Here is a 16082-nt window from a genome sequence, read left to right as displayed (position 1 = left end):
CAAACAAAATGGTGTGTGGTTTTAACTGTCATTATTTAACGCATGAAAACGGGGCTAGATAAATGGAGCAAATACTATTGTTAATGGGCACCGGTTTGCTTGGCGGCATTCTGGGTGCGGTGCTTGGCATTGGCGGCGGGATGATTATTACGCCGATTCTGACGATGCTAATGGGTTTGCCGATTCAATATGCGATCGGAGCCAGCATCGTCTCCGTCATTGCCACGAGTTCAGGTGCGACGATTGCGTATCTTAAAGATGAAATGCTGAACCTGCGCGTGGCGATGTTTTTGGAAATTGCCACGACGGTCGGCGCGGTTTTGGGCGCGATTGTTACCGGGCTTGTGGACGGCAAAGTGTTGTACATTTTATTCGGCGCGTTATTGATTTTTTCAGCGTTCAATATGATTCGCAAAATGCGGATGAAAGAAGACGAAGCGCGCCAGACGACACCGGATGAAATTGCGACCAAGTTGCGCTTGAACGGGGCTTATTTTGACAAGGCCACCGGTAAAGAAGTCAATTATACGGTGACCAACGTGCCGGGCGGTTTTGCGATGATGTTTGGCGCCGGTATTGCCTCCGGTCTGTTAGGGATCGGCAGCGGCGCGTTTAAGGTGATCGCGATGGATACGATCATGCACATGCCGTTGAAGCCTTCCAGTGCGACCAGCAACCTCATGATGGGGGTCACCGCGGCGGCCAGTGCAACGGTGTATTATTTTGGCGGACAGTTGCAGCCGCAAATTGCTGCACCACTGGCCATCGGGATCCTCATTGGCGCGACGGTCGGTTCTCGGGTGATGCAGATTCTGCCGACCAAGGTTTTGCGCATGATCTTCATTCCGGTTATTGGCTATATGGGCATTCAAATGGCGCTTAAAGGATTTGGGGTGTCGATCTGATGGACAATAAACTTAAAACCGAAATTGATGATGTCGAAATTATGATCGGCAAAGTCATGCAAGTTGGCGTCATTTTGTCGGCGGTGGTCATTGTTTTGGGGCTGATTTTGCTTATTGCGACCGGGTCGACCGGGTATCCGGCAGGCGTTCACCCGACGCGGGTTGGCGCTATTTTGAGTGGAACCTTCGCCTTAAAACCATACGCCGTGTTAATGACAGGCATTTTTTTGCTGATTTTGACCCCGGTTTTGCGGGTGGTAGTTTCAATTTATGCGTTTGCCGTGGAACATGACCACCTGTATGTATGGATTACGACTGCCGTGCTGATTATCTTAATCGGTGCGATGACGATTGGGTATTTGGGCAATCGTTAAGTCGTTAGCAATCGCACGAAAAAAGAGGGATTTCAGCCCACAGACATTTTTGCCTGCGAGTTGAAATTCCTCTTTTTGCGTTACCAAACCGCCATGGCGCCGTCTGTTCGCGATTCGGACCCGCCAACATAAGTTTGGGTTTCGGGATTGCGCCAGATGACTTGTCCGCGACCAAAAACATTGGGTTCGGGTTGAACAACGATCTGATGTCCAGCCGCGACAAGTCGGTTAACGGTCACGGCTGGCACTTCGCGTTCGACCTGGACATTTTGATCATGCATCCATTGCCAGCGCGGGGCATCTAACGCGGTTTGCGGGTCAAGGCCGAAATCAATGGTGTTCATTAAAACCTGCAGATGCCCTTGTGGCTGCATGAAACCACCCATCACACCAAATGGTCCGATTGGGGTCCCATTTTGGGTTAAAAAGCCCGGGATGATGGTGTTGATCGGGCGTTTACCACCTTCAAGGACATTGGGTGACGCGGGATCGAAGGAAAAGTTGTTACCACGGTTGTTCAGGGCGATGCCTGTGCCGGGCACCACGACACCAGAGCCGAAGCCCATGTAGTTGCTTTGAATCATGGACACCATATTGCCATCCCGATCGGCAGTTGCCAGATAAACGGTTCCGCCACTTTGCGGGTCACCAGCTTCAGGTGGTCGGGCCGATTCACCGATCAGCGCGCTGCGGTTGGCGAGGTAATCCGATGCAAGCAATTGATTTGGATCAAGCTGCATGGCCCGCGGGTCGCCAGCAAATTTAAAGAAGTCGGCAAAAGCTAACTTAATCGCTTCAATCTGGTGGTGGACGGTGTCAAATGAATCCCGGTTGGTAAAATGCCAACCCTGCAATAACCCTAGTGCTTCTAACGCCACCACACCTTGACTGTTAGGGGGGAGTTCCAACACGTCATAGCCATGATAGTGGAGCTTTAGCGGCGTCACCCAAGCCGGCTGATACGCCGCTAAATCTTCGGCTGTTAAATAACCGCCATTCTGTGACGCAGCTGCAACGATTTTTTGGGCCAAGGTTCCTTCATAAAAATCGCGCGCCTGTGTTTGGCCAATGCGTGTCAGGATATCGGCCTGTTCCGCAGATTGCCAAACTTCGCCGGTGCGCGGCGCATGACCAGTTGGACAAAAGGTTTTGAACCATTCGTCGAAAATCGCCGGATTAGTTGCCTCTTTTTGTGCTTGCCGATAATTTTGCGCGGCACGTTCCCAAAAATAAGCGATGGTCTGGGACACGGGATAGCCATCACGCACATAGGCGATGGCTGGCGCTAAGTCCTCAGCCAAGGAAAGCTGGCCAAACCGTTCAACCATCGCGGCCCAAGTTGCAGGTGCGCCCGGAACATCAATGGAGGTCCAGCCAAACTTGGGCATTTCCGTTAAACCAGCAGCTTGAAGATCTGCCACGTTGAGACTTTGCGGCGCCGGACCGCTGCCATTGATCCCATATTGCTGACCGTTAATGCTGATAATCGCAAATGCATCACTACCAATGCCATTGGTGGTGGGCTCGACAACGGTTAGACAGGCAGCGGTCGCTACGGCTGCATCAACTGCATTGCCGCCTTGTTGCAGAATCCGCAACCCGGCTTGAGCAGCTAACGGCTGGCTGGTACCCACCATGCCGTACTTAGCATAGACTGACTTGCGCGAACGCGGGTAAGGATTGTTAGGGTTCGTGAAAAAGGACATCGAATCGCCTCGTTTGTGTCGAATATGTAATGTGAGATATAGGTCACAGAATATCACAATCCTGCGTAAAAAGCCCCGTCACCAAATTTTTGCATTTGATGACGGGGCTTTTCGTGCCGCAACTTACTTACCGTTCGGTTTGTGTTCCATATAGTCCTTCAGCGTGGCGACGACGGAAGAATCCGGCATCTCACGCATAGATTTGATGTTGTGAATATGTTCCACTGATACATGGCTGTTAAGCGCCATCTCTGTGTCCGTTAGATGATTTTTGCGCTGGAAGTCGATAATTTCCCGTGAAAATGCACTGATTTGATCTTTTTCAGCCAAAACGATTCCTCCTCGTGAGCCTTTACTAACAGTATAACGATTTTTGTCAAGGTGCGCACGTATGACATTCAATCGTAACTTTGTCGTGATTCATTAGCGAAAATGTCAGGTTACAAAGACGGAGTGCAGGATGATATTCGAAAAATGGTCAGGGGTGAACTTAAAGATTGCAAGAGCGAACAAATGTTTGTATAATGAAGATGTACTAAAAGAGAGTGCCAGAACCGCCAACATCCCGATGGTAAAACAGTTGATTTGGCGGCGTTTGGACAAGGTTGCCAGTCGTTCGATGTTGTAAGTATTGCCTTGATTTGAAAGGTAAGGTGAGCTTATGGAACACTATGCTTACTTGCAAGACTTAGCCGCTAGTCAAAGTGACCGTGATTTGCGTGTGCGGATTTGGGACAATAAGAATATCATCATTCGACGAAACCAAAGCCAGCATCAAGGCTTGGCAACCCAAGTCTGGGATGCCTGGTTGCGTCAAGAATTGCGGCGCTTCAACGGATTTGAGCCGATTATCGAAGTGGATGATTTTTCGGGTCAACAAGAAATCAATTTTTTTAAAGAAAACGAACTTGCGGATGCTGTTCATTTCATCCTTCAAGGTGAAGGGACCGTTGAAACCGCCAGTTGAATGAGTTATCGAGTCGCAGTGTGAACGATACTGCGACTTTTTGAGTGGTCACAGCCAAACATCGCATTTCACCAGTCATGTAAGCTTTTACAACCCCGCAGTTATCAGTATACTGGACTTAATGAGGTGAGGACGATGAAGGCGATCATTTTATACGCATCAATCACGGGTAATGCCAAAGGAATGGCACGGGTTGAGCAGCAGTTTTTTGAACATTACGGCTGGGATGTTACGCTTGGCGAAATGATTCAGACGGACCCGAGTAAGATTAAGGACTATGATGTGTTGGTTTTGGCAACGTATACTTGGACCGGCGGCGTGATTCCGGAAGAAACGCAGGATTTCTATGAGGATTTGAGCAAGCTGGACTTTTCTGCGAAGCCGCTGGTTTTTGGCGTGCTTGGCACCGGCGATCCTTATTACGGCAAGGATTACAACACAGCTCCGGAGTTGTTTGAAGCAGTTTTGAGAGCTAGCGGAGCGATTCAGGGCGCGGAGCCGGTCAAAATTGCGTTGAATGTTAAACAGGAAGAAATGCCTCAGTTTGCGGCGTTTACGCAGAGCCTGATTAAGCAAGCGGAGGCGCTTCAAAGTGAGAAGTGACCTGAATTAGCGTGGTATACTGAAGTCATAAGGAGTTTGCTGGCGCAGAAGCTGGCTCGCGCTTACATTAACGCGTTCACTGGCGCAGAAGCTTGCGTGTAAGGACCTTGGTCGCAATAGCAAAGCCCGCCATCACGCCCAAGGCCACTTACACTCCGGCTTCTAACCGCGCTGGCTCGCGCTCACATTAACGCGTTCACTGGCGCAGAAGTCTGCGTGTAAGGACCTTAGGCGCAATGGCCAAGATCGGGCCATCACGCCTAAGGCCACTTACACTCCGACTTCTAACCGCACCAGTTCACGCTCACCAGAAAGTGAGGGGATCTTGATGAGTGAGGAAATTGTTTTCTTCAATCCCGGCGATGCAGTTGCTAATGATTATGACTTTGCTGCTGCCCGGCGTAGTGCGCAAATTTACAAGGCTCAACACGTCGTTGACGAGGGATTGGTTGTTGCAAAAGATAAAGATGGCAAGTACTCGGTTTTCTATGAAGCCGCTGGTACACCTGATTCAAAGGCAAAAGGCGACTATAAGAATGTCGGCAAGTACACGATCCTGGCTCACCTATGACTAAGAACACTTGGTATCGTGTTGCATTAGTGGCAATTGCCATTGTTCTCATCGCGGTTATCTATGGCTTCATGCAGCAGCATCAAATTGCGAATCCTTTTTTAGTTGGCGGCCTTGGTTTAACTTTGGGCGTTGTTCTTGCGCTGCTTTTAGCCAGCTTTTGGCAGCCACATGATTCGCAGAAACACTAGTTTATTGAAACCATGATTTTTGTACAAAACAAAACGCCAAACGACCTGAAGCCGACATCACGGCAAACAAGGTTGCTTGGCGTTTTATGATTGGAACCGCTGCTGCTTAGCCATTCACAACGTATTGCGGCTGTTTGCCGTTTAGAACAGCCAACGTATTGTCGGTGACGATTTTGGCCATGGCATCGCGCCATCGCGCGCCTCAACTGTTGCATTGCCGATATGCGGTGTTAGCACAACGTTGTCCAGCGCCTTGAGTCCTGAGCTGACGTGTGGCTCAGCTTCATAGACATCTAGCGCAGCTCCAGCCAGACGATGATCGTTTAGCTGTTTGAGTAAGGCGGTTTCATCAATTAAGGGACCGCTTGCTGCGTTAATGAGGTAGGCAGTCGGCTTCATCGTTGCCATGGCTTGAGCGTCGAGCAAATGATGCGTGGCTGGCACCAACGGCAAATGAAGGGTGACAATATCGCTTTGTTGCAACAAAGTCGCCTGATCCATGAACGTCGCTCCCAGTGCCCGTTCGGCTTCAGGTGTCAGTTGATGATGTTGCGTGTAGAGAATTTTGGCATCAAATGCATGCACGCGCTTGGCAACGGCTTGCCCGATCTGTCCCATGCCGATGATGCCGACGGTTTTGCCGGCAAGCTCGTGGCCTAAGAAGAATGTCGGTGCCCAGCCGGAAAAGCCGGGACCGCGCATTAACCGATCGCCTTCTGTGACCCGGTGTAAAACTGCCAGCATCAAGGCTAGTGTCACCTCGGCTGTTGATGTGGTTGAAACTTTTGGCGTGTTCGTCACGAGCACACCTTGGGCTTTGGCGGCGGTGACGTCGATGTTATTGAAACCGGCCCCGTAGTTTGCGATAAGTTTCAAATGCGGCGCCTTGGCCAGTGTTGCTGCCGTGACTGGCGTTGAAAGTGCTGTAATGAGAACTTCGGTGTTAGCTAAATGACTTGGAGCTCATCTTCAGTAATGAGTCCTTTACCGTTGTAAGCGTCAAAATCCACTCCGGCTTTTTGCAGCGCTGCGTTGGCGGATTTAGGCAAAGCGGCTGAAACATAAACCTGTGGCATCAATACCTGCCTCCCTTAGGTCAAACTGAACCTATGACAAAATTAATTTCTCACTTACCCTTAGTGTAATACAGGTTCCGCCAAATGAATAAAATCGCGACCATCTTTTCCACTCACCGTTGATGGCTTAGAACTGCTTAAAGGTTAAAAAAGAAGCGAGAACTGACGTGCACGATCAATTTGTGTTACACTGACGTTGGTAACAAAAAGTAAGCAAAGGGGATTGATCGTTGATGGCAACTTTGACGCAAGACATGAAAGACATGATCGGTGCACAGCTTAACTACTTGGCAACCGCCGATGAGAACGGAAATCCGCAGGTCGGCCCAAAAGGCACCATGCGAGTTTTGGATGATCATCACTTGATTTACAACGAAGAAACCGGTAAACAAGCGTGGCACAATCTGCAGTACTCCAAAAAGGCTGCCGTTGCCTCGGTTGATTACAAGGCTCTGAAGGGCTTTCGGTTTGAAGGCACCGTTGAATTTCATAATGATGACAAGATCTTTGAAGATGCTCAGGCGTTTGCCAAGGAACGTCACTTGCCAGCAGCCATCAGTGCTGTTGTTATCAATGTTGATCGAATTTACAAGCTGGATGCCGGTCCGAATGCCGGCGATTTGATCGAAGGCTAATCGCGAACCGAATCCGCAAACGGATTTGGATGAGCTAGTGGCGCTTTGATTAATCCGTTAATCTTTTTAATTAACGGATTCATAAGCCCGTCGTTGTGTGAAACGCATAACGGCGGGCTTTTTTGCGTCTTCAATTAAATACTAATTGTTATTATTAGCATATTTATTGCGAATGATAAGTTCGGTTCGTTAAGCTTAAGATAGTCAGAAAGTTGTTAGTCATAACGCGTTTGCCAGCGCAGGAGTCTGCGTGTAAGGACCTTGGTCGCAATGGCCTAGGGCCCGGGTCATCACGCCCAAGGCCGCTTACACTCCGACTCCTAACAGCGCCGGCTCACGCTCACAAGAAAGGATGATTACCATGATGCATTTAATCTGGACACTGATTATCGGTGCTGTGATCGGTTGCATTGGGCAGCTCATCGTTGGTCGGGACATGCCGCTTGGTTGGCTCGGGAATATTATCGGTGGGCTGATCGGTGCATGGCTCGGTACGACTTTACTCGGTAACTGGGGGCCGTCACTGGCTGGCATGGCGTTGATTCCGGCAATTATCGGCGCAGTCATTGTTGTTTTCCTTGTTTCCTTGCTGTTGGGATCGACCCGGCGCAAGGCGTAGGAGGCCGTAAAAGATGAAACCGATAACGAAAGGACTATTCGGCCTCGTTGCCGTTTGCGGATTGCTCCAGAGTGTGGGTTTTGGGTTGTTGCTTTGGCCCAATCGCGAATTTACCCGGTTCTATCTGCAGCAAGCTGTGTGGTTACGGCCGCTTATGATCGGTTTGACGGGATTGGTGCTGCTGGTCTTTCTGATTATGCTACTGGTGGCGATTTTCCGGCGGTCAACGGCTAATGCTTTGATTTTGGCAGGGGATGATGGAGATCTGACACTTGATAAAAGTGCCATTGAAAACACGGTGGCAAAAGCGATCGTGGCCCGTCATTTTGCCAAATCAGTGGACGTGGACGTTAGCATTCGGAAGAAGCAAGTGGCCCGCATGCGGATCGCAGCCTTTTCCGGAAACGGTAAGGAGCTGAAACAAGAGGCCAAGCAAATCGAAGAAACGGCGCGCCAAAAGTTACAAGAATGTCTTGGCGTTCCCGTCAAGCATGTGCGGGTGCAACTGCTTCCGGCAACGAAAGTGAAGGCCAAAACTGCTCGGGTCATTTGATGTCGCGGATGGATGAAAGCTGATTGCCAGTCAAACCGGGTGTGTACCAAAGCACCGTTGGCATCAGCGTTCATCAGCAACGAAAGGGTGATAACAGCATGCAGCAAGGAACAATCGGAGCTGTGATTGGCGTCATTCTTGCCTTTGCCTGGATGCGCTTCGGGTTTATGGGCATGATGCTTGTCGTGATTTTTGGCGGATTAGGCTGGCTCATTGAGCGCTATCTCGTCCCTAACTGGGGCAACCTCATGAGCTGGCTAACGTCTGGCAAAGATGCATTTAGTAAAGGAAAGTAGGTGAGTCGATGGATGCAGTAGCATCACCAAAAACCGCACCGGCACCAAAAGCGAATCAGCACGAGACGCTGATGGCCAATAGTCGGGTGACTTTTGAAGATAAGGTCATCGAGAAAATTGCCGCCATTTGTGCCCAGAATGTCGATGGCATTCTGGGGATGGACGGCTCCATGATGGACAACCTGACGGAGACTTTTTCTAGCGGCGAGAACCTGACTAAAGGGATCTCGGCAGAAGTCGGTGAAAAGCAGCTTGCGATCGATATGGATGTTTTCCTGGAATTCGATAGCAATGCCCAGGCTATTTTCAAGCAACTGTGCGACAAGATCAGCGCGCAAATCGAGCGCATGACCGGTCTGCAGCTAGTTGAATTGAATATGCACGTTAAAGATGTGTTGACGAAACGCGAATGGCAAAAACGCTAAGTTACTAAACGACCTCAAAAAAAGGAGCGATTAACATGGATAACAAGAAACAAAGCGGCATCAATAAGGAATTGAAATTCGACGACGCAGTGATTGCTAAAATCGTGGGGATCACCTGCAATGAAGTCGAAGGCGTTTACTCGCTTGAAGGCGGCATGATGGCGAACATCACCGACATGTTCAGCAAAGATGAAGATCCGACCAAAGGGGTTAACGTTGATTTGAGTGATGATCAGGATGTTTCCGTCTCACTTGACGCAACGGTTCGTTACGGTGAAAATGTACCGGAAATTTTCAACAAAGTTACCATGGCGATTGCCAAAAACGTCCGCCAAATGACCGGTTTGAACGTGACCGAGGTTAAAATGACGGTCAAGGATATGCTGACAAGGGAAGAAATTGCCCGCAATGAGGCAAAGGATAAAGATAAGAACAACGAAAAAGAGATGCAACCGGCCTAAAGAGCGTGAACTGGCCCAGTAAACGCGTTTCAACGCAAAAGGGATAACCCCAAGCTAACGGGGCTATCCCTTTTTAGCTACTTTCATTGGAGTCACCCACAACAGTGCAGCAGTCAAAAGATTGCCCGTCATAAAATAGTCTCCGTTATAAATAGTTGCACGCTTTAATTAATTGACCTTCCTGCCAAGAACCTTTAAAATTTTCACCATTATCGATAAGGGGGAACAGCACTTGGAATATTTGAAATTACTCGGCATTGTTATCATCGTTGTCGGCTTTGCTTTGAAGTGGGATACAACGGCGGTCGTGGTGCTGGCGGCCATTGTCACGGCTGTCTTCTCCGGCATGAGTATCCCGGACTTATTGACGACATTGGGTCAGAGTTTCGTTGATAATCGCATGGTGTCGCTTTTCTTCTTGACGCTGCCGATGATCGGCCTGGTTGAAAGCCATGGTTTAAAAGAGGTAGCGGTGACCGGCATTCAGAAACTAAAGAAACTCACGCCCAGCCGCATTTTGAACCTTTACTTAGTGATCCGTGAATTAGGCGGTGTTTTCGGGATTTCGTTGTCCGGTCAGGTGCAGTTTGTTCGGCCGCTGATCACGCCAATGGTCACCGCAGCCGCTGAATCCAAACGTAAACTGACGGATAAGGAAATTGATCTCATTAAAGCGCGGTCGGCCGCGACAGATAATTTCGGTAACTTTTTTGCCCAGAATCTGTTTGTAGCAACGGCTGGCGTTTTATTGATCGCCAGTACGATGAAGGGCCTCAAGCATCCGGTTGAACCGATGCAGGTCGTGTTGGCATCCATTCCGGTTGCGATTATTACATTAGTCGTTGTGGCTATTTATAATCGCTGGTTTGATCGGCAATTTGAGACGGACCCGCAGAATGATAAAGGAGGCAAGCACTGATGGTGAATACGTTGCTTCTAGTGCTTTATGCCTTGATTGGAGTCGTGATGGCACTAGCCGGAATTGAATCTTTTCGCGCAAAAGATAATCCAGCGCGTATCGGCACCGGCCTGTTTTGGCTCATTCTGGCGGTTATTTTCGCCTTTGGCACGTTATTGCCGGCGATGGTTGTAGGTATTTTGGTTGTGGTCATCGGCATTCTTGCGCTGTTCAAGCAGATTCAAATCGGAAAAATCAAACCAGTTGACGGTGCACATGCGGCTCAGGCGGCTAAACGGCTCGGCGGTTGGGTCTTTGTTCCGAGTGTCGTGCTGGCAGTTGTTTCGATCGCGGTTGCCCAGTTCACCAAGCTCGGCGGTCAGGTCGGCATCGGGATTGGCGCAGCAGTTTCCCTGGTAGTCGCTATTATCATGACCAAAGCTTCCGGAAAAATGGTTTATAATGATACGCAGCGGATGGTTCGCTCAGTTGGTGCTGCCGGCATTTTACCGCAATTATTGGCCACTTTGGGTGCGGTTTTCACTGCAGCCGGGGTCGGCTCGTTGACGGCTAAGTTAATTGCCGGTCTATTTCCGGCTGGCAGTCATCTGGGTGGGGTCATCTTATACTGTGTGGCGATGGCGCTGTTCACGATTATTATGGGTAACGCGTTTGCGGCCTTTGCGGTGATTACCGCCGCGATCGGAATTCCGTTTGTCATTGCCCAAGGTGCCAACCCGGCGATTGTTGCGGCGATTGGCATGACATCGGGGTATTGTGGAACCTTGCTGACCCCGATGGCAGCCAACTTTAACAGTCTGCCGGTCGCGTTGCTGGAAATGGACGATCCATTGGGCGTCATCAAGCAACAGGCACCGATTGCCGTGTTGTTACTGGTGATTCAAATCGGTTTGATGTACTTCTTGGCATTTTAGAAAGGATATTAATATGAAGATTCTTGTAACGGGTTTTGACCCTTTTGGCGATGATAAAATTAATCCGGCGATTGAGGCAGTTAAACGGTTGCCAGACGAAATTAACGGCGCAACGATTGTGAAGCTGGAAATTCCGACTAAGTTTAACGTGTCTGCGGACGTGGTGCATGATGCGATTGTCAAAGAAAAGCCGGATTATGTGCTTAGCATTGGCCAAGCTGGCGGTCGCTATGAATTGACGCCGGAGCGGGTGGCCATTAACCTTGATGACGGCCGGATTAAAGACAACGCTGGATATCAACCGCTGAACCATCCGATTCACGAAGATGGGCAAACCGCTTATTTCACCCAATTACCGATTAAAGCGATGGCAAAGGCCATTCGTGAAGCCGGCGTTCCTGCTTCAGTGTCTAACACTGCGGGCACGTATGTTTGCAACCACATTTTTTATCAGGTTCAATACATGCGCGACAAAGAGTTCCCGACCATCAAAGCCGGCTTCATGCACATTCCGTTTTTACCGGAGCAAGTCGTTGCCCGGCCAGAAACGCCGGCGTTGTCGCTTGATGACGATGTGAAGGGCATTACGGCCGCGATCCAAGCCATTGTTGAACGCGATGGTAAGGGTGATTTGGAAACGGTTGAGGGCAAGACTCACTGAGGACGAGCGTTTAGAAATCGAAGTATTAGTGGCTTTGGGCGTGATGGCGGATTTTGCCATTGCGCCCAAAGTCGTTACAAGGAGTTTTCTGAAACTGCGCACGTCTTGTAGAACAGTAACAATCAAAATACAGTTTGCCACCCATCTAGAATAACCTTGTCTTTTCCGTTTCCTCCCATAGGCGATATAATAATAGTGGAAGTCAGTTTTCACTCAATGAACCTATACAAGGAGGGCGATTGCGTGAGTATCGGGATTATTGGATCAGGTAATGTAGGCCGCGCGCTTGGCCAGCTTTTCAGTCATGTTGGTGAAAAGGTGATTTTGTCCCATCGCCATGGTGTGGCTTCGTTGGCGCCGGTTATTGCCGAGATGCGGTCGACGGTCGAAGCAGGCACGGTCGCTGAGGCGGCTGATCAAGATATTGTCGTGTTGGCAGTGCCGTTCAACGCCTTAGACGAGTTGCCGACAAAGGTAAAAGCAGATGCGGTTGTGATTGATGCAACCAACTATTTTCCCAGCCGTGATGGCGAGCGCTCGGCATTGACCGAGCATCATACCACTTCATCGGAGCTGGTGGCGCAGCACTTCGGTACTAAGAAAGTGGTGAAGGCATTCAATACCATTGCCATGACGAAGATTCGCAGTCTGGCTAAGCCGAATCAGTCAAGCGATCGGATTGCGATTCCGATTGCCGGGGATGATGCCGCTGCCAAGCAAACCGTGACGAATTTGATTGAAAAAATCGGCTTTGATGCCGTGGATCTTGGTGGCTTGGCAGATAGTTATCCGGCACAGGCAGATGGTCCGTTGTTCCTGTTTACGGGCGATGCCGATCAGGTGCGGGCGCAGGCAAACAAATAACGGAAAGCTGCTATTCATGCACGCGTCATTTCAGGCTCGGGCGTGAGGCAGCTTTCCGTTTTATTGATACGTCTAAAATTTAAAAGCGATCAAGGCCGAATCACTCAGCGTCAGTCGCAGTGTTAGTGCGCAGGCTGTCCGATGCGGTCTTTGTGATTTTGCACGATCATTTTAGCGATAGCTTTGGCGATGTTCTGGTTTTTGAGAATGGGACCATGGGAATAACTGCCGATGGTATTCTTGTAGCGCATGCCTTCGACACCGTCTTCAGGATTGTTGCCATACCCTTCAATCATCTTTCCAAGAGGCTTAAGCTTTTTCTTGTCGTCAAAATAGGTTCGGCCGCTATGGTTTTCAAACGCCTTAACGGTTCCGAATTCGGTTTGGTACTTGGTGTCGCCAATCATGCGACTGTCCGGCTTGAACACCGTATGCAGTGGCAAAATGCCAAGGCCTTTGATGACGGTACCTTCGCTGGTTTTATAGTAATCGCCCAGCAATTGGTAGCCACCACAGATCGCCAGCATGGGTTTACCGTTTTCGATATACCGGCCTAACGTTTGGGCGTACCGAAGCAGATCCTTAGCGACCACGGTTTGTTCATAATCCTGACCGCCGCCGAAGAAGATGAAGTCATAGTCGTCGGCATTGAAGTCGTCGCCGAGGCTGATGTTATCGACCTGCACCTGGTAGCCTTGTTGATTCAGCAAATAGCGCAAAATTTTAACATCGCCGCTGTCGCCATAGGTATTCATGAGATCTTCGTACAAGTACGCGATTTTGATTATATCCGCCATGAATCAAGTGCCTCCGTTTGGTTTGATTGGCAACAGCTTATCACAAAATTGGGACAAAAGAGAAGAGCGTAAGCTGGCGCGGTTAGAAGTCGGAGTATAAGTGGCCTTGGGCGTGATGGCCCGGGCTTAGGCCATTGCGACCAAGGTCCTTATACGCAGACTTCTGCGCCAGCGAACGCGTTTTCGCACCAGAAAGCTGCAAGGTCAGGTTTTAGCTATTCCGCGCAAAGCCCTTATTGAGCAAGTTTCTGGTCCGTTGAACGCATGCGACTGGCAAGCAGCATCAAAAACAATGCGGTTAAAGATCGGTCATTATAAATCGTGATCGGTTCTTTAACCGCATTGATAAGCCACGAGCCTAGCCAAAATGCTAACGCTTGTGAGCTTTAATCCAAGGCTGGGCCTTTTCTTCGATCGCCTTATAAATCGCATCCATATCCGGATAATCACTAATCTCAAATACGAATTCATCAGGCTGATCATGAAAAGTCGGTTTATTGTTTAAAATGATATTCAACTGATCAAACTGATTGTCACCGGTATCTTTGCGGATCTGATACGTGAAAAACGCCGCTTCATAGTTTTGAACGTTGTCGGGTTCTTCATATAAGACTTCCATGAACTGATGCTCGGTTCGATAGTTGTCTTTTTTTAATTTATCCCACAAAGCCTGATATTGCTGGTGCAAGTCAGTCAGCTGTGCATCGGTCAGTTGTTCGTTTTCCTTGATTTCTTTGCCGTCTAATTCCATTTTTTTCGCCTCTGAGTTTAGTTACCACTTCATTATCGAACTGTCGTCAGAGATTGTCAAAATGATTCTGGATTTTATCATCTCGGCTTACTGGTTGGCATAAGCACGCCTTAAACCAGCCATATCAAAGGTGATGCGTGACGGTCAGGACATGCTGGGTATGCGCCCAGGCTTTTTGATTAGGAAAAGTCAGCAAGCCGCCGATTTGAACAATTAAATAAGTGAGCGAGAACCAGAAAAAAGCTAGGACGGCTTTTGGGGTGATCAACCATTTGGAACCTTCCCAATTAGCATCGTATAAAAATCCGGCAATCATGGGGATGAATCCCTCCAGCAAAATCAGCCAGTTGATTATCGTTATCGGTACAAAATAACTGCGATCGACATCGATGAGCCAGATTGGATGCAGACCAAGACTTGGCATCACGAGACTGATGACCCACGCGATTCCGAAGAAAGATGCAAGCAGATATTGAAAGTTTTGGCGCATGGAAAAGAGATAGCTAAGTTGATCCAAGTCACGCAAATCGCCGGTTTTCAAAAAGTGATGCAACAACGGCACTAAATTGTGAAAGGCAGTATACCAATGTCCGCGACTCCACCGGAAACGTTGGGTCATGCTGGCGCGCAAATGATCCGGCTTTTCATCATAAATGCGGGCAAAATGATTCCAGCCCACGGTGCCGCCGCTTTCCACAATGCGGATTTCCATTTCAAGATCTTCGGTTAAACTGTGTGATTGAAAACCATGGTTGGCTTCCAGCCATTGTCGTTCAACGACAAAGCCGGTTCCGCCGATGCTGTTGTCCAAACCCAGCCGATATTTACTGAGCTGAAAGAAGCGATTCATGGTCCAGTAACTCATGGCGTAACCCAACGTCAACAGCGTATTGTCATTTTTGCTATCAAGATAGGCCTGAATGGCGGTAAAGTGCTTTGCTTGATATTGGCTGTCCAATTCCCGTAAAAGGTTAGGGTCGGTGAAGTTGTCGGCATCCAGCACCATTACCAAGTCGTATTGTTCCAAGGTGCCCGAGTCGGTCAGTTCATCCAATGCATATTGGAGGCCGGCCGGTTTGCCGACGCCGACCCGCTGATAGCGCTGGCGCGACGTGTCGATCACCTGAACGCCCTGAGCCGCGGCAAGCGCCGTTGTTTGGTCAGTGGATTGATCGCTGACAACCACAATGTGATACGCCGCTTGCGGATAGTCGAGTTGCTGAAGGTGCTCCAAAGTGGCCGTGATGACGGCGGCTTCATTGTGTGCCGGAATGAGAATCAGAAACCGGCTCTTGGGTGCGACCAACGGGTAATCCCGCCGTGCCTTGCCCCAGCCAAACAGCATCATGAAAACATAATACATGGTCAGCAAAAGAACCCAAGTGCTGCTACTAATCACAATCAAGAAAATCACGAAGCCGAAGTGATGAATAAATGGTAAAAAAGAATGACTAATACTGTGCAGAATGAGGACAGGGCCACCAATGACAATCAATAGGAACAAAACGAGGGCCCACGAATCCAATTTAGAAAAATGCTTAAACATACTGACTACCCCCTTTGCGCGTGATCGGTACGCTGTTTCTATACTGATCATGCGCGGTTTCGTATCCGTTCGCGCACTTAGAAAATCTCACGCAGCATTGTCGTATTCCGGCAAACTTAACGCGAAAAATTTTCTCCCCCTTGTGGCGACGAACTTATCGAAAAAGTGAAACGACTGAGCCGAAAAGATTGACTGATGACGCAAAGGCCCTCTTTTTGGATGGCCTTAGATTAGCACGAAAACGGCTC

21 protein-coding genes and 1 pseudogene are annotated in these 16082 nt (G+C 49.2%); 16 read left to right on the top strand and 6 right to left on the bottom strand.

The features are described 5' to 3' along the window. Positions 1–62 precede the first annotated feature (62 nt). Together GSO_RS05500 and GSO_RS05495 are read left to right on the top strand one after the other, a co-directional pair. Complete coding sequence (locus tag GSO_RS05500; RefSeq protein WP_025013497.1) at positions 63–905, top strand: sulfite exporter TauE/SafE family protein; 843 nt, start codon at positions 63–65, stop codon at positions 903–905. Continuing rightward, positions 905–1279 carry a DUF1634 domain-containing protein gene (locus GSO_RS05495; protein ID WP_010489898.1) on the top strand — a complete coding sequence of 125 codons (375 nt, stop codon included), beginning with the start codon at positions 905–907 and terminating at the stop codon, positions 1277–1279. Before GSO_RS05500 ends, GSO_RS05495 begins: the two co-directional genes overlap by 1 nt. A gap of 80 nt (positions 1280–1359) precedes the next feature. Here the strand turns inward: GSO_RS05495 and GSO_RS05490 are convergent, their stop codons facing one another. Both GSO_RS05490 and GSO_RS05485 read right to left on the bottom strand, forming a co-directional pair. Beyond that, positions 1360–2985 carry a gamma-glutamyltransferase family protein gene (locus tag GSO_RS05490; protein ID WP_010489896.1) on the bottom strand — a complete coding sequence of 542 codons (1626 nt, stop codon included), beginning with the start codon at positions 2983–2985 and terminating at the stop codon, positions 1360–1362. Positions 2986–3108: 123 nt separating this feature from the next. Then, the gene (locus GSO_RS05485; protein ID WP_010489894.1) at positions 3109–3315 is read right to left on the bottom strand and encodes an LBP_cg2779 family protein; all 207 of its coding nucleotides are present in this window, start codon (positions 3313–3315) and stop codon (positions 3109–3111) included. 331 nt (positions 3316–3646) lie between these two features. On the opposite strand from GSO_RS05485, the gene GSO_RS05475 reads away from it, so the two are divergent. The 4 genes from GSO_RS05475 (at position 3647) to GSO_RS05455 (ending at position 5317) form a co-directional block, all read left to right on the top strand. Beyond that, complete coding sequence (locus GSO_RS05475) at positions 3647–3952, top strand: hypothetical protein (protein ID WP_010489891.1); 306 nt, start codon at positions 3647–3649, stop codon at positions 3950–3952. 135 nt (positions 3953–4087) lie between these two features. Next, positions 4088–4555, top strand: coding sequence for a flavodoxin domain-containing protein (locus GSO_RS05470; protein ID WP_010489888.1), 468 nt, complete (start codon positions 4088–4090; stop codon positions 4553–4555). A 328-nt stretch (positions 4556–4883) separates the two neighbouring features. Then, positions 4884–5126: a hypothetical protein gene (locus GSO_RS05460; RefSeq protein ID WP_010489886.1), complete on the top strand. Its 243-nt coding sequence runs from the start codon at positions 4884–4886 to the stop codon at positions 5124–5126. Then, positions 5123–5317 (top strand): hypothetical protein, encoded by a 195-nt coding sequence (locus tag GSO_RS05455; protein ID WP_010489885.1) that lies wholly within the window; start codon positions 5123–5125, stop codon positions 5315–5317. Before GSO_RS05460 ends, GSO_RS05455 begins: the two co-directional genes overlap by 4 nt. A gap of 106 nt (positions 5318–5423) precedes the next feature. Here GSO_RS05455 and GSO_RS15615 read toward each other — a convergent pair. Next, positions 5424–6393, bottom strand: a pseudogene (locus tag GSO_RS15615) (2-hydroxyacid dehydrogenase family protein). Positions 6394–6626: 233 nt separating this feature from the next. Here GSO_RS15615 and GSO_RS05445 point away from each other — a divergent pair. The 10 genes from GSO_RS05445 (at position 6627) to GSO_RS05395 (ending at position 12740) form a co-directional block, all read left to right on the top strand. After that, complete coding sequence (locus GSO_RS05445; RefSeq protein ID WP_010489882.1) at positions 6627–7028, top strand: pyridoxamine 5'-phosphate oxidase family protein; 402 nt, start codon at positions 6627–6629, stop codon at positions 7026–7028. A 361-nt stretch (positions 7029–7389) separates the two neighbouring features. Further along, on the top strand, positions 7390–7647 hold the full coding sequence (locus GSO_RS05435; RefSeq protein WP_029345525.1) for a GlsB/YeaQ/YmgE family stress response membrane protein: 258 nt from the start codon (positions 7390–7392) through the stop codon (positions 7645–7647). A gap of 13 nt (positions 7648–7660) precedes the next feature. Further along, the gene (gene amaP, locus GSO_RS05430) at positions 7661–8200 is read left to right on the top strand and encodes an alkaline shock response membrane anchor protein AmaP (protein WP_010489878.1); all 540 of its coding nucleotides are present in this window, start codon (positions 7661–7663) and stop codon (positions 8198–8200) included. Between the two features lie 98 nt (positions 8201–8298). Further along, on the top strand, positions 8299–8496 hold the full coding sequence (locus GSO_RS05425; protein ID WP_010489875.1) for a hypothetical protein: 198 nt from the start codon (positions 8299–8301) through the stop codon (positions 8494–8496). 8 nt (positions 8497–8504) lie between these two features. Beyond that, on the top strand, positions 8505–8921 hold the full coding sequence (locus GSO_RS05420) for an Asp23/Gls24 family envelope stress response protein (protein WP_010489874.1): 417 nt from the start codon (positions 8505–8507) through the stop codon (positions 8919–8921). A gap of 35 nt (positions 8922–8956) precedes the next feature. Further along, positions 8957–9382 (top strand): Asp23/Gls24 family envelope stress response protein, encoded by a 426-nt coding sequence (locus GSO_RS05415; RefSeq protein WP_010489872.1) that lies wholly within the window; start codon positions 8957–8959, stop codon positions 9380–9382. Positions 9383–9614: 232 nt separating this feature from the next. Continuing rightward, positions 9615–10301 carry a DUF969 domain-containing protein gene (locus tag GSO_RS05410; protein ID WP_010489869.1) on the top strand — a complete coding sequence of 229 codons (687 nt, stop codon included), beginning with the start codon at positions 9615–9617 and terminating at the stop codon, positions 10299–10301. Then, on the top strand, positions 10301–11215 hold the full coding sequence (locus GSO_RS05405) for a DUF979 domain-containing protein (protein ID WP_010489867.1): 915 nt from the start codon (positions 10301–10303) through the stop codon (positions 11213–11215). Before GSO_RS05410 ends, GSO_RS05405 begins: the two co-directional genes overlap by 1 nt. Positions 11216–11228: 13 nt before the next feature. Continuing rightward, positions 11229–11876 carry a pyroglutamyl-peptidase I gene (gene pcp, locus GSO_RS05400; RefSeq protein ID WP_010489865.1) on the top strand — a complete coding sequence of 216 codons (648 nt, stop codon included), beginning with the start codon at positions 11229–11231 and terminating at the stop codon, positions 11874–11876. Positions 11877–12119: 243 nt separating this feature from the next. Beyond that, complete coding sequence (locus GSO_RS05395) at positions 12120–12740, top strand: NADPH-dependent F420 reductase (RefSeq protein WP_010489862.1); 621 nt, start codon at positions 12120–12122, stop codon at positions 12738–12740. A 122-nt stretch (positions 12741–12862) separates the two neighbouring features. Here the strand turns inward: GSO_RS05395 and GSO_RS05390 are convergent, their stop codons facing one another. The 3 genes from GSO_RS05390 to GSO_RS05380 all read right to left on the bottom strand — a co-directional run bounded on the left by GSO_RS05390 (position 12863) and on the right by GSO_RS05380 (position 15834). Then, on the bottom strand, positions 12863–13537 hold the full coding sequence (locus GSO_RS05390; protein ID WP_010489860.1) for a type 1 glutamine amidotransferase: 675 nt from the start codon (positions 13535–13537) through the stop codon (positions 12863–12865). Between the two features lie 370 nt (positions 13538–13907). After that, positions 13908–14288 (bottom strand): hypothetical protein, encoded by a 381-nt coding sequence (locus GSO_RS05385; RefSeq protein WP_010489857.1) that lies wholly within the window; start codon positions 14286–14288, stop codon positions 13908–13910. A 124-nt stretch (positions 14289–14412) separates the two neighbouring features. After that, a complete protein-coding gene (locus GSO_RS05380; protein WP_010489855.1) occupies positions 14413–15834 on the bottom strand; it encodes a glycosyltransferase family 2 protein in 1422 nt (473 codons plus the stop codon). Positions 15835–16082 lie beyond the last annotated feature (248 nt).

This window comes from Lacticaseibacillus zeae DSM 20178 = KCTC 3804 (genome assembly GCF_000260435.1).
In the GTDB taxonomy this organism is placed as follows: Bacteria; Bacillota; Bacilli; order Lactobacillales; family Lactobacillaceae; genus Lacticaseibacillus; species Lacticaseibacillus zeae.
Note: the sequence above shows the minus strand (reverse complement) of the source record. Positions and strands in the feature narration are given on the sequence as shown.

Coding starts and splice junctions, on each gene's coding strand:
- GSO_RS05420 (WP_010489874.1), top strand. CDS start 8,505: ATGGATGCAGTAGCATCACCAAAAACCGCACCGGCACCAAAAGCGAAT.
- GSO_RS05390 (WP_010489860.1), bottom strand. CDS start 13,537: ATGGCGGATATAATCAAAATCGCGTACTTGTACGAAGATCTCATGAAT.
- pcp (WP_010489865.1), top strand. CDS start 11,229: ATGAAGATTCTTGTAACGGGTTTTGACCCTTTTGGCGATGATAAAATT.
- GSO_RS05435 (WP_029345525.1), top strand. CDS start 7,390: ATGATGCATTTAATCTGGACACTGATTATCGGTGCTGTGATCGGTTGC.
- GSO_RS05380 (WP_010489855.1), bottom strand. CDS start 15,834: ATGTTTAAGCATTTTTCTAAATTGGATTCGTGGGCCCTCGTTTTGTTC.
- GSO_RS05455 (WP_010489885.1), top strand. CDS start 5,123: ATGACTAAGAACACTTGGTATCGTGTTGCATTAGTGGCAATTGCCATT.
- amaP (WP_010489878.1), top strand. CDS start 7,661: ATGAAACCGATAACGAAAGGACTATTCGGCCTCGTTGCCGTTTGCGGA.
- GSO_RS05385 (WP_010489857.1), bottom strand. CDS start 14,288: ATGGAATTAGACGGCAAAGAAATCAAGGAAAACGAACAACTGACCGAT.
- GSO_RS05425 (WP_010489875.1), top strand. CDS start 8,299: ATGCAGCAAGGAACAATCGGAGCTGTGATTGGCGTCATTCTTGCCTTT.
- GSO_RS05470 (WP_010489888.1), top strand. CDS start 4,088: ATGAAGGCGATCATTTTATACGCATCAATCACGGGTAATGCCAAAGGA.
- GSO_RS05475 (WP_010489891.1), top strand. CDS start 3,647: ATGGAACACTATGCTTACTTGCAAGACTTAGCCGCTAGTCAAAGTGAC.
- GSO_RS05405 (WP_010489867.1), top strand. CDS start 10,301: ATGGTGAATACGTTGCTTCTAGTGCTTTATGCCTTGATTGGAGTCGTG.
- GSO_RS05460 (WP_010489886.1), top strand. CDS start 4,884: ATGAGTGAGGAAATTGTTTTCTTCAATCCCGGCGATGCAGTTGCTAAT.
- GSO_RS05445 (WP_010489882.1), top strand. CDS start 6,627: ATGGCAACTTTGACGCAAGACATGAAAGACATGATCGGTGCACAGCTT.
- GSO_RS05490 (WP_010489896.1), bottom strand. CDS start 2,985: ATGTCCTTTTTCACGAACCCTAACAATCCTTACCCGCGTTCGCGCAAG.
- GSO_RS05415 (WP_010489872.1), top strand. CDS start 8,957: ATGGATAACAAGAAACAAAGCGGCATCAATAAGGAATTGAAATTCGAC.
- GSO_RS05500 (WP_025013497.1), top strand. CDS start 63: ATGGAGCAAATACTATTGTTAATGGGCACCGGTTTGCTTGGCGGCATT.
- GSO_RS05495 (WP_010489898.1), top strand. CDS start 905: ATGGACAATAAACTTAAAACCGAAATTGATGATGTCGAAATTATGATC.